Below are 12,340 nucleotides of genomic sequence, written 5' to 3'. Positions count from 1 at the left end.
TTAACGTGCTGCAGGTTGTAGTTGATATGCCAACTGCTGTAAAAAAGCCTTATGATTTAACCGATATGCTCGGCCGCATTGCGGAAGCCATTGCACCTTATCCCAAGGCGGCCATGTTTGAACTGTATGAACGGGGTTACTCGACACTGTTTGAGCAGTTGCTCTCTTGCATTATTTCCATCCGCACACTGGATGAAGTTTCCATTCCGGTATCGCTACGCCTGTTTGAAAAGGCCCGTACACCGCAGCAACTGCTAACGCTTACACCGCAGGAGTTGGAGCGATTATTACACGGCTCTTCTTACAACGGACAAAAGGCTTATACGATGCTGGATATTGCCCGCACGGCCGTTGAACAATATTGCGGCGAGTTACCGGCTGTTTATGACAACCTGATTGCTTTAAAAGGCGTAGGCCCCAAATGTGCTAACCTGGCTTTAGGGGTAGCTACGCATACACCGGCCATCAGTGTTGACATTCATGTGCACCGGGTAGTAAATCGATGGGGCCTTATCAAAGCCTCCACTCCTGAAAAAACACTATTGGCTTTAGAAAAGCAAGTACCCCAAGAGCATTGGATTGATATTAACCGCCTGCTGATGCCTTTTGGCAAGCACATCTGTACCGGTACATTGCCGCACTGCAGCACCTGCCCGGTACTGGACTATTGTGAGCAGGTAGGTGTAACCAAGCACAGGTAAGAAATTATTTAGGCAGATGTGCAGCTAATGCCGCATCAGCGCGTTTAACGGCTAATTCCTCTTTCCAGCCCATATACCGCCCTTTATAGCGGCGCTTCATAAAGTTATCAATGTTGCGCTGTATGGTTAGGTTGTAGAGGCTTTTAGCTTTTATAGCCCATGATTTATCCCAGGCACGTAAAGAGATAGAGAAAGAGCCCTCCAGGTACTTCATCCAGTGCCAGAAGCCGGTGGGCATAAACAGTGTGTCGCCATGCTCCAGTATAGTTTCCTGGCCCTCTACGCCATCCAATGCCGGAAACTTAGAGAAATCCGGATGTTCAATATCGTAATCCTCCAAAGCATAGGTAGCAAACGGGATTTGATACAGGCGTTCCTTCCACTTGTAATCAAACAGCATTACATGCTTGCGCCCCTGAAAATGGGTATGGAAGATATGCGCCAGATCAATATCGTAATGCAAAAAAGTAACCGAACCTGCACCGCCAAAAAACATATTGGGGTATTTATCTAAAAAGCCACCCATCAAATCAGTAGGTGAGCGATAATCCTGCAACAGGCCCGGCGCATGTTTGATAGGGTCGAACAGAAATATGCGTAAATCAGTAGGCTCGCGCTGTATCAGGTCAATATAATCGCCAAACTTCATTTCTGAAGCGGCAGCGTTGATGGGTTTAGAGGGGTCGGCTTTGGAGCTGTCATATAAAGGCACCAACTGATCGCCTACCGTTTCTTTCAGGTACTCAAATGTCCACTTTTGCAGTGCCGGCCAGGTTTCCGTGGCTTTGCGTATTACCAGTGGCTTGCGCGTATTTAGGTATTTAGTTACAAAGTCTTCCCTGGTAATATGGTCTACACGGTCAATTTGCGAAAGAATCAATCCCATTAGTATGAAGCTGTTTAGTATTTAGGAAAAAAGGATAAGGACTTCCGAAAAAGTAAGAGATTTGAGTTACGAAGCAAAAACGACTTAAAATTTCTGATGGAAGTTCTTGTAAGCAAAGATAAGATAGAGCGGTGGATAGTTCCGCATTTGAGTAAAGGAAAAAGAGGAAATGCGGTAGGGCCACCGCTGTGGCAGATTGTGTGGGCGATACTTTACCGGTTAAAGACAGGCTGCCAGTGGCGTCAATTGCCTTTGAAAGCGTTCTTTGATCAGGATAAGTTAAGCTGGCAGGGTGTATATTATCACTTTGCACGATGGACAAAAGATGGGTCTTTTGAGCGGATGTGGACGACCTTGCTCAAGGCTAACCACCAGCACCTGGACTTATCCTGCGTACAGTTGGATGGCAGCCATACGCCTGCCAAGAACGGCGGCATGGCGGTGGGTTACCAGGGCAGGAAGGCAGCTAAGACGACTAATATGCTTTTTTTAGCGGATAATCAGGGCATTATGCTGGCCTGTTCGGAGCCGCAGGCCGGGCAGCACAATGATGTATATGAGTTGCAGTCCTTGTTTGCCCAGTTGTTTCATACGCTGGAAAGGGCGGCAATCCCAGCTGAGGGGTTGTTCCTGAACGCAGATGCCGGCTTTGACTGTAAGACCTTAAGGGCAGCCTGCGAACAGCGGGACATTCAGGCTAATATTGCTAAAAACAAGAGAAATGAACAGCAAGCAGAAGATAATGCTTACTTTGACGATGAACTATACAAAAGACGAACGGTTATCGAAAGGACTAACGCCTGGATCGACAGCTTTAAGGCACTTCTTATCCGCTTTGAGACCAATACCCAAACCTGGGTGGCTTTACACTTGCTCGCCTTCTGTATCATCTTTTTGAGAAAAATACCCAACTGAAAACACTAAACAACTTCTATGTTAAATTAATAATAAGAGACTGTCTAAAAACGGTATTTGAACATTTATAAAGGGGAAAAGAGCTGTCCGCAGGTGTGGTTAAGAAGTACTAATTTTGAATAACGACAAACAGAATTAGTATGACAACCTACCCGGGTAACCTAACGGACAGCCAGTGGCAATATATTGCAAAGTTTTTAGATGTGCAACGCCGCAGGAAGCATGCTTTGCGCGAGGTAATGAATGCGATACTGTACCTGATTAAATCCGGCTGCCAGTGGCGGATGCTGCCTTCGGACTTTCCCAACTGGAAGATCGTTTACTATTACTTTTCGGTCTGGAACAAAAACGGCTTGTTTGGACTCATGCAGGAAGCCCTGGTAGAAAAGACCAGAAAGCAAAGCGGCAGAAAAGAGCAGCCTACTACCGGCATTATGGATGCGCAGAGCGTTAAGGCTTCTTTAGTGAGCAGCCAAGAGCGCGGTTTTGATGCAGGTAAGCGGGTGATGGGTATCAAGCGGCACATCGTAACGGACACTTTAGGACTGGTGCTGGCGGTAGTTATTCATAGTGCCTCAGTGCAGGATAGAGACGGCGCCCGGCTGGTGATGGAAAAGCTCAAGCAATACTGGCAAAGCATCCGTCTGCTTTTTGCCGATGGTGGTTACCGGGGGAAACTGGTAGACTGGGCTAAACAGCACTTTACGATAAGCTTGCAGATTATCAGGCGCGACAAACTGCATACCTTCAAGATACTGCCCAAGCGGTGGATCATCGAACGTACCTTTGCCTGGATAGATGCTAACCGAAGAAGCGCAAAAAACTATGAACGCCTGACTCTAACCAGTCAAGCTGTTGTCCAACTTGCCGCTATAAGAATTATGATTAACCGTTTTTAGACAGTCTCTAAGCAAAAATACAAAAATCAGCCGGGTATCTTAATTTTTGCAATTGCTCATCTACAAACAAAGCCCGGCGCTTTGTTGCAGCCGGGCTTTGTATTAAAAAAGTTTATGTACTAACCGATTAGTTAGGCATCAATACCGTATTCACTACGTGAATTACGCCATTGCTTTGAAATACGTCGGCAATAGTTACCCATGATTTGCCGCCTTTTTCATCAACCAGGTACAGCTTTTTGCCTTTCATCATGGCAGTTAATTTACCGCCTTGTACAGTGGTTAATTCAGCCTTACCCTTACCTGCCTTGACTTTTGCCATCAGATCAGCAGCGCTTAAACGACCTGATACCACATGGTAAGTTAAAATCTTAGTTAGGGTTTCCTTGTTTTCTGGCTTTACCAGATTATCTACAGTACCTGCCGGTAACTTATCAAATGCCTCATTGGTAGGTGCAAATACGGTGAACGGGCCAGCGCCTTGCAGCGTTTCTACCAAACCTGCGGCTTTAACGGCAGCTACGAGGGTGGTGTGGTCTTTAGAATTAACGGCATTTTCAACAATGTTTTTAGTTGGATACATTGGAGCGCCGCCTACCATTTTAGTTTGTGCGTTTACTTTAGGTGCAACAGCTAAAGCTACTAAAGCGAACGCTGCCATCATTAATTTTTTCATTTGTAAATATTTTAGTGTTTTGAAGGCAATTACGATGGCAGGGCTATTTTGGATTTAAGAAAATGTATATAATTAATAAGTATTTGATTTTAAATAATTTATAAATACTTTGCATTTGACAAAAGTAAAATTCATTGTTGAGCTAAGTGTAATGAGCTATAACCTCGTATGTACGCAAGAAATTGAATTGCGGTTTTTCAATTAAAAGAAAAGTTCGGCAGCAATCTTATCTGCATAAAGTTTACCGGCAGGGGTAAGGTATAAACAATTGTTATTGTAACTGAGCCAGCCCTTGTTCAAATATGTTTTAGCCGTATTAAGTGCAATAGTGCCGGCTCCGCTTAAAAGTGAATCCAATTGCTGCAGGCTGGTACCCCATTGGGTGCGCAGCGATGTCATGATGTATTCATTTAAACGATTTTCTGTCGTAAGCTCCTCTGATTCTGCAAGCAGTTGGTTATTGCTGATACTTTGCAGGTACAGGGCATTATTGGCTATATTCCATTGGCGGCTATGTCCGTTAAATGAGTGTGCTGAAGGCCCGATCCCCAAATAATTAACTCCTTTCCAGTAATTGGAATTATGCCGCGAGTATAGGCCCGGTCTGCAAAAATTTGAAATTTCATAATGCTCATAACCTTCTTGCTGCATCTGTTGCATTAGGTAATTAAACTGTGCCGCGCTTTGCTGTTCATTCATGGCGGGCTGCTGCTGGCGGCGGATAAAGGTGTCCAGTGCGGTTTGCGGTTCCACCGTCATGCTGTATGCAGATAGATGGGGAATATGCAGGCTTAAAAATTGTTGTAAATTGTAGTGCCACTTTTCATCAGTAAGCAGTGGATAGCCATATATCAGATCGGCCGTCATATTGCCAAATCCTGCATCCTGGGCTTGTTTTACGGCATCTAAAGCCTGCTGGCTACGGTGTGCACGGTTCATCCACTGCAAATCCTCGTCAAAGAATGATTGAATGCCAATACTAAGGCGGTTCACCGGGGTTTGCCTGAGCTGATTGATTTTAGCCAATGTTAAATCGTCGGGGTTAGCTTCCAGGGTAATCTCGGCATCGGCAGCTACGTGGTAAAAGTGCGCAATTGTATCGGTCAGAAGGCTGATTTCGCTGCTTTCCAGCAGCGAAGGGGTTCCGCCTCCGAAGTAGATGGTTTCAATAGGCTCATTGTTCAGATAATTTCGCTGTAATTTTAATTCATGGGTTAGCGCTTCAACTAAATCGGTACGGTATTTTAACGAGGTGCTAAAGTGAAAGTCACAATAATGACATGCCTGCCTGCAAAAAGGAATATGAATATAGATACCGGCCACGCAGCAAAAATAGCGCACAGCGGGCACAGCAAGCAATAGTTGATGTATAAGATTGCTTGCAGATGTATAAACCTTATTCCAGATGAGGGTATTCTGGTGTGATCATGATATTAAATTATGGCAGCCGCGGTTTATTTCAGGCATCTGTTCTTTTCATTACCTTTGCACAGCTAATTGCTGGTATACCGTTTATGCGTTTTTTCGCTTTATTGCTGCTTTTTTTCGGAATCGGATGTTGCTGTGCCTATGCGCAGCAGGAAGACACCACCGTGGCCGCAGTTGCTGATACTGTAGCAGCGCCTAAGCGTGTTTATCAGCCACGGATATTCACTGTGCTAGACTCGGTTGCCGCTGCCATGCGTAACCGCGAAAAACAGCTATCAGATTCGCTGTCATTGGTATTTGTAAGCCGCCCCGATGCGGCGCGTCACAGCCAGTTCTATGATCTGATAAAAAAGCAGTACTTCTATAAAGGATATGGCTTTTACAGCATGCCCTCGGATGCCAAGCACAACCTGCGTGAAGGGCATAGCCGCCATACACGCGACCCGGGAGTGTTGCTCATCATCCTGGGGTTACTTGTATATACTGCCTTGCTAACCCGCATCATGAGTAAGGATGTGCAGAATGTGTGGGAGTCGTTTTACAGTAAGCGGATCTTATCGCAGGTAAGTAAGGAAGACGGGTTGTTCAATTCGTGGGGATTTATAGGGTTATTCTTGTTGTTTGGCTTTACATTCGGGCTATTTATTTACCAGTTGGCCGGTTATAATGATGTATTTTATTCTATCAGCGGGCCCCAGTTATTTCTTTCTTTTTCATTGCTGATCATCATCCTGTTTGCGGTAAAGTTAATCCTGTTACGTTTTATCGGTTTGGTGTTTAATATCAGCAGGTTGGTAGCCGAATATATTTCTATACTGTACCTTACCTATTTTAATATCACCTTTGTTTTTTTACCTGTACTGTTATGCTTTAGCCTGCTGGCGGCGCCTTATATTCCGTATATGCTGGGTACGGCTGTTGTGCTTATCATTATAATATTTGTGTGGCAGTATTTGCGCAGCAGCGTAAATATTATTTCAAGCTTTAAATTTCATAAATTTTATTTATTTATTTATCTTTGTGCCCTCGAAATTTGCCCGATACTCATATTGATTAAGGCCCTGAATATTTAGAACTTAGGTAGTAGGAAACGACTTTGGAAGATAGAAAGAAAAAGGTTAAAAGCATATTGGTTACATTGCCAAAACCTGAAAACGATAAGAATCCATATACAGAGCTGGCTAAGAAACTGAACCTGAAAATTGATTTTCGGTCATTTATTCATGTAGAAGGGGTGCCGGCCAGAGATTTTCGAAAGGAACGCATCAATCTGGCCGATTTTACAGCCGTGATTTTTACCAGCCGTAACTCTGCCGATCATTTTTTTCGCATTTGCGAGGAGATGCGTTATGAGGTTCCGGCTGAAATGAAATATTTCTGCCTCTCGGAAACCATTGCCTTGTACCTTCAGAAGTATATCCAGTATCGTAAGCGCAAGATATTTTTTGGCAAGCAAACTGCGGCTGACTTAGCTGAAGTATTAAAAAAGCATTCGGGTGAAAAGTTTCTTTACCCTTGTTCTGATGTTGCTGCTGAGGAAACCCAAAAATTCCTGACTGAAAATGGGTATAACTTTACCCCTGCGGTACTGTTTCGTACCGTTTGCAGTGATTTATCTGACCTGGCTGAGGTGTTTTATGACGTTATTGCATTTTTTAGCCCTTCCAGCATCCAGTCCCTTTATAAGAACTTTCCTGATTTTAAACAGAACAATACCCGCATTGCAGCTTTTGGCGCTACCACGCATAAAGCCGTGCTCGATGCCGGCTTGATACTCGACATCCCTGCGCCAACTCCGGGCGCACCTTCCATGACTATGGCTATTGAGCAATACGCCAAACTGGCTAATAAATAATTTGTTTATTACAGGTTTCCAAAACCTTTCTGCTTCTTGTTGCGTAAAAGTTGCATAATAATTACGCAGGGTTATTGCCCGGTGCTGTAACACATATTGGTTTTTAATTTAAAAGGTGCTTAGTTAACCCGGTAATTAAAAAATTAACATGGTAAGCATTACAATTAATACGATAAGTTCTCTAATTTAGGAGACAAATTGATTTTTACTATTAGTGTTTGATAGCTTGTTGGTAGATGAAATATAAATACACACTGTTATTTGCAATTTTGTGCGCTGTTTTGGCAAGCTGCGGCGGTTTAAGCGGCGGCAGCGACCGCGGGGAGGTAACTGGTATCCGCCAGCGCTCCTTCAGGGCAGAGGTTCCTTATGGTATGGTTTATATTCCGGGTGGCTCATTTCTGATGGGGCAAACCGATCAGGATGTAACCTTTGCACAAATTGCGCAAACCAAGCAGGTTACAGTTTCGCCCTTCTTTATGGATGAAACCGAGGTAACCAATTCCCAGTACAAGCAGTTTGTGAAATGGGTGCGTGATTCTATTGCTATTACCAACTACCTGAACGACCAAAAATATTACCTGACCCCCAAAGGGCAGGCCGCCAATGCCAACGGAAAGAAATACATCAACTGGGATTATGTACAAAAGAATGATCCTTTCCGTGCTGCACGTGGCAAGGGCGGAAACGGAGATAACAGCCAGAAGCTGCAAAGCATGTTCTATCAGGGCGATGACCGTATTTTTGACCGTAACGAACTGGATACCCGCCTGCTGAAATATAACTATGCTTTGGTTGATCTGCGTAGCGCATCTAACTACCGCTTTGATAAAACCAAGCGCCGCTCCGATTTTATTTTAAGGGATACAGTACCTGTATACCCGGATACGCTGGTGTGGCTGAACGATTTTTCGTATGCTGCCAATGAGCCTATGGTAGAAGGCTACTTTTCACATCCTGCCTACCGTAATTACCCGGTGGTAGGGGTTACCTGGCGGCAGGCACGTGCTTTTAATACCTGGCGCGGGCGTTATAATGATGCATACAAGGATAAGCGCGGCTTGCCGCGCCGCCAGGGCTACAGCCTGCCAACCGAGGCTGAGTTTGAGTATGCTGCACGCGGCGGCCGTATTGGCACTGATTACCCTTGGGGCGGTCCATATATAAAAAATGCAAAGGGGTGCTTGCTGGCTAACTTTAAACCCGGCCGGGGTAACTACACGGATGATGGCGGCGCTTATACCGTAAACGTCCGGGCTTATTTTCCTAATGATTACGGGTTGTATAACATGGCTGGTAACGTAGCTGAATGGACGCAATCTGCCTTCGATGAATCGGCTTCTACCTTTGTGCACGATATGTCGCCAACATTTAATTATGAAGCTAAAGCGAGCGATCCTGAAGTGCTGAAACGTAAGGTGGTAAGGGGGGGATCATGGAAGGACATTGGTTATTTTCTGCAGAATGCAACACGCAGCTACGAATATCAGGACACTGCAAAATCTTACGTGGGTTTCCGCTCGGTAAGCCACTTCCTGGGGCGCGATATTAAAGATAAACGCTAAACTTCATCATACTTCACACTTTTTTGATTTCCAATTAAAACTAAACTACAAACTACTACAAAACTTATGGCTGTTAAGAAAAAATCAAAGTATGGTATGGGCAGTATCATCTCTATTGGTGCAACTGTTGTAATCATCGGGTTATTATTTAAAATTCAGCACTGGCCTTATGCGTCTACATTCATTACCATTGGCTTAGGTGCAGAAGCTGTATTGTTTTTCTTGCTGGGCGTATTCCCGGAAGAAAACAATGATGTGGACTGGACACGCGCCTATCCTGAACTATCTGACGATTTCAACGGCGAACTGCCAAAATCATCAAGCCGTTTGCAGGTAGCTGCTGCCCCTGTTTCTACGGGTAACACTGCTGCGTTAGACAAAATGCTGGCGGATGCAAAGATCAGCCCTGAGCTTATTGGCAACCTGGGAGATGGCCTGCGTTCATTTGGTGATAAGGTAGCTTCTATTTCAAATGTGGCTGATGCTGGTACTGCAACCACCGAGTTTACCACCAAGATAAAAGCGGCTTCTGCCGGTTACGATAACTTGAGCAATGCTTTTTCAAAGGCATCAGCTAACTTAAACGAGATGGCTTCTACCAATGTAGATTCAAAAGCCTACCATGAGCAGGTAAACAGCCTGGCTAAAAATTTATCGGCTTTAAATGCTGTATACGAGTTAGAACTGCAGGATTCAAGCGCGCATTTAAAAGCGATGAACAAATTTTATCAGGGCTTATCATTAACCATGCAAAATTTTAATGATTCGGTAGCCGATACGCAAAACTTTAAGCAGGAAGTAAGCCATCTGGCAAAAAACCTGGCTTCGCTGAATGCTGTGTATGGCAATATGCTAACCGCAATGAACCAGCCGCGTGCTTAATTAACCCGATTGATTTATACATACAATAGATAATTACGGCAAATGGCTGGAGGCAAGGAAACCCCAAGGCAGCGAATGATTGGCATTCTGTACCTGGTACTATTAGGCTTAATTGCACTGAATGTACCGGATAGCTTGCTCAATGCATTTAAAAATATCAGCGACAGCCTGAACGCATCAAAGGCAAATGTACAAACCGGTATAAAAAATACTTATGATGCATTTCAGCAAAAAATAAAGGAGCAGCCTGACCGGGCAAAACCATTGCAGGATAAGGCAATGCAGGCCACTCAGTTCGTAAAAGACCTGGATGGATATGTAGAAGGATTGAAAAATCAGTTAATTCAAAAGAGTGGTGGTTTTGACGAAAATATTGGTGATTATAAGGGAAGAGATAATTTAGATGTTTCTGCCGACTTGATGATCAACAATAAAAATGGTGAGAAGCTGCGCTTAAAGATTGATGAAACCCGCAAGAAATTAATGGACTTGCTGGGCCGCGACTCAGCAGGTGTACGTTTAGATTTGGTAACCCTACCGCCAAAGCCAAAGCCCGGTGACGCGAAAATGACTTGGGAGGAAGGTTATTTTGGCGATGGTATACCTATGGGTGCCGCCATGACATCCCTGAACAAGGTACAGGCAGATGCTAAGAACTCAGAAAGTGAAGTAGTTAAGAAGATATTAGGCAAGGTAGACCAGGCACAGGTAACGCTGAATACATTTGTAGGTGCTGCTGTGGCACCAAGTAGTTATATCATAGCAGGGCAAAAATATACTGCTGATATTTACCTTACTGCCTTTGATAAAAGCTCGAATCCTAACATAACCATAAACGGCGCTGCCATCCCGGTTTCTGGCGGTAAAGGTACTTACACTGTAACCGCAAGTGGTGAAGGCTTACATAAATATTCAGGCTTAATTACCATTCCAGGTGTGAATGGTGCTAAGGCGCAAACAGCGCGTGTAAGCGGTGAATATATGGTAGCCCGGCCTTCGGCTGTGGTTTCACCTGATAAAATGAATGTATTGTACATTGGTGTGCCTAATCCTGTATCGGTTTCAGCGCCGGGTGTAGCCAAAGAGGATATTAATGTGAATATGAGCGGCGGCTCGTTGAGTGGTTCAGGCGGCCACTATACCGTTAAGGTAAGCAGCCCCGGGATGGCTAAGATTACCGTAAGCAGTAAAAAGGGCGGAGTATTAGGCGCTATGGACTTCCGTGTAAAGCGTATCCCTGATCCTATTGCCGTATTTGCAGGCAAAAGCGGTGGTGCTACCAGTTCAGCCAACATCAAAGGACAGGACCGGGTATTTGCTCGTCTAGAAGGATTTGACTTTGATGCAAAATTTAATGTAACCCGCTTTACTATGTCTATTTTACGCCCACGCCAGGATGTACTTACTTATACCAGCTCAGGCGGTGAATTAAGCGGAGCCATGAAATCGGCATTGGGTTCTGTTGGTCCGGGTACACGGGTAGCACTCAGCAATATTGTAGCTGTAGGCCCTGATGGGCAGCCCCGCGGCCTGAATGATATTTTGTTAACTGCAAACTAAGGCATCCATGAAAAAGAAATTACTGGTAGCGGCTTTGTGTTTGGTATGTGTAAGCAGTATGGCGCAACGGCGCCGCACTACTACGCGTAAGGCAGCGCCCAAAAGAGCAACTACGGTTGCTCAGCAGCCGCAGCAAACGGCTTTAGGAACCCAGGCAGATACCAAGGCCGTTACACAGGTAAAACCATTTGAACGGCCTTTGGATGGCTATTATAAAAAAACCAATATCCTTAGCGCAAGGGTTACGCCTTATGCCAACCTGCGCGAGGCTGATGTGGTATTTCAAAAACGTGTATGGCGGGAGATTGACCTGCGTGAAAAAATGAACCAGTATTTGGGTTCACCTAAAGCGCGGTTGGTGGATGTACTGATGAATGCGGTAATGGCAGGCGAGCTTACGGCTTATGACCCTACTCCAACAAAAGACGACCCTAATGGTGACAGCTTTTCAATTCCGCTAAAGCCTGACCAGGCTATGGCTAAATTTGCCGATAGCTCGGTTGTAGACCAGTTCGATTCCAAAACAGGAGATAAGATAGGTTCTAAGATTGTAGCCGGTGAGTTTAATGCAGACAGCGTTATTAAATTTCGTGTAAAGGAAGATTGGGTGTTCGACCGTCAGCGCTCTATCTTTGAACCGCGCATTGTTGGCATAGCGCCAATGGTAAAACCCAAAATTGGTAATGGCGTTGATGCCGATTATCAGCCGGCATTTTGGATATACTTTCCTGAAGCCCGCCAGGTACTGGCCGTAAAAGAAGCCATGAGCCGCAATAGCGATGCCACAGGATTAAGTTTCGATGACGTCTTCATGAAGCGAATTTTTTCCAGTTACATCGTTAAACAATCTAACGATAAAGATGAGCGTATCAAAGATTATGCACAGGGTATTGACCGTTTGTATGAATCAGAGCGCATCAAGAAATCCTTAATGGATTGGGAGTTAGGGTTGTGGAGTTATTAGGCAACAGCC

General features: G+C 44.7%; 12 protein-coding genes. 9 read left to right on the top strand and 3 right to left on the bottom strand.

Annotated elements, in window-relative coordinates; all coding sequences use genetic code 11:
• The first annotated feature begins 5 nt into the window (after nt 1–5).
• Complete coding sequence (locus tag ACY652_RS03415; RefSeq protein WP_462266561.1) at nt 6–701, top strand: endonuclease III domain-containing protein; 696 nt, start codon at nt 6–8, stop codon at nt 699–701.
• A gap of 4 nt (nt 702–705) precedes the next feature.
• Here ACY652_RS03415 and ACY652_RS03410 read toward each other — a convergent pair whose 3' ends face one another.
• Nucleotides 706–1,587, bottom strand: a complete 882-nt coding sequence (locus ACY652_RS03410) for a cupin-like domain-containing protein (protein ID WP_462266560.1) — start codon at nt 1,585–1,587, stop codon at nt 706–708.
• A gap of 96 nt (nt 1,588–1,683) precedes the next feature.
• On the opposite strand from ACY652_RS03410, the gene ACY652_RS03405 reads away from it, so the two are divergent.
• Together ACY652_RS03405 and ACY652_RS03400 are read left to right on the top strand one after the other, a co-directional pair.
• Complete coding sequence (locus ACY652_RS03405) at nt 1,684–2,502, top strand: IS5 family transposase (RefSeq protein ID WP_462266559.1); 819 nt, start codon at nt 1,684–1,686, stop codon at nt 2,500–2,502.
• A gap of 140 nt (nt 2,503–2,642) precedes the next feature.
• On the top strand, nt 2,643–3,401 hold the full coding sequence (locus tag ACY652_RS03400; protein WP_462266557.1) for an IS5 family transposase: 759 nt from the start codon (nt 2,643–2,645) through the stop codon (nt 3,399–3,401).
• Nucleotides 3,402–3,528: 127 nt separating this feature from the next.
• On the opposite strand, the gene ACY652_RS03395 is transcribed toward ACY652_RS03400, so the two are convergent.
• Nucleotides 3,529–4,077 carry a fasciclin domain-containing protein gene (locus tag ACY652_RS03395; protein WP_462266556.1) on the bottom strand — a complete coding sequence of 183 codons (549 nt, stop codon included), beginning with the start codon at nt 4,075–4,077 and terminating at the stop codon, nt 3,529–3,531.
• A gap of 201 nt (nt 4,078–4,278) precedes the next feature.
• Entirely contained in the window at nt 4,279–5,427 is a 1,149-nt protein-coding gene (gene hemW / locus ACY652_RS03390; protein WP_462266555.1) for a radical SAM family heme chaperone HemW, read from the bottom strand.
• A gap of 77 nt (nt 5,428–5,504) precedes the next feature.
• Between hemW and ACY652_RS03385 the strand changes: the two genes are divergently transcribed.
• The 6 genes from ACY652_RS03385 (at nt 5,505) to porN (ending at nt 12,331) form a co-directional block, all read left to right on the top strand.
• Nucleotides 5,505–6,578: a DUF4271 domain-containing protein gene (locus ACY652_RS03385; protein ID WP_462266554.1), complete on the top strand. Its 1,074-nt coding sequence runs from the start codon at nt 5,505–5,507 to the stop codon at nt 6,576–6,578.
• A 23-nt stretch (nt 6,579–6,601) separates the two neighbouring features.
• The gene (locus tag ACY652_RS03380; protein WP_462266553.1) at nt 6,602–7,360 is read left to right on the top strand and encodes a uroporphyrinogen-III synthase; all 759 of its coding nucleotides are present in this window, start codon (nt 6,602–6,604) and stop codon (nt 7,358–7,360) included.
• A 236-nt stretch (nt 7,361–7,596) separates the two neighbouring features.
• Nucleotides 7,597–8,925, top strand: coding sequence for a T9SS ring complex lipoprotein PorK/GldK (gene porK, locus ACY652_RS03375; RefSeq protein ID WP_462266552.1), 1,329 nt, complete (start codon nt 7,597–7,599; stop codon nt 8,923–8,925).
• Between the two features lie 66 nt (nt 8,926–8,991).
• The gene (gene porL, locus ACY652_RS03370; protein ID WP_462266551.1) at nt 8,992–9,807 is read left to right on the top strand and encodes a type IX secretion system motor protein PorL/GldL; all 816 of its coding nucleotides are present in this window, start codon (nt 8,992–8,994) and stop codon (nt 9,805–9,807) included.
• A gap of 42 nt (nt 9,808–9,849) precedes the next feature.
• Entirely contained in the window at nt 9,850–11,367 is a 1,518-nt protein-coding gene (gene porM / locus ACY652_RS03365) for a type IX secretion system motor protein PorM/GldM (protein ID WP_462266550.1), read from the top strand.
• A 7-nt stretch (nt 11,368–11,374) separates the two neighbouring features.
• Nucleotides 11,375–12,331: a type IX secretion system ring subunit PorN/GldN gene (porN, locus tag ACY652_RS03360; RefSeq protein WP_462266549.1), complete on the top strand. Its 957-nt coding sequence runs from the start codon at nt 11,375–11,377 to the stop codon at nt 12,329–12,331.
• The last annotated feature ends 9 nt before the right edge of the window (nt 12,332–12,340 follow it).

It is taken from the genome of Mucilaginibacter sp., from assembly GCF_965200995.1.
Taxonomy (GTDB): Bacteria; Bacteroidota; Bacteroidia; order Sphingobacteriales; family Sphingobacteriaceae; genus Mucilaginibacter.
This window is presented reverse-complemented; position numbering and strand designations above follow the sequence as displayed.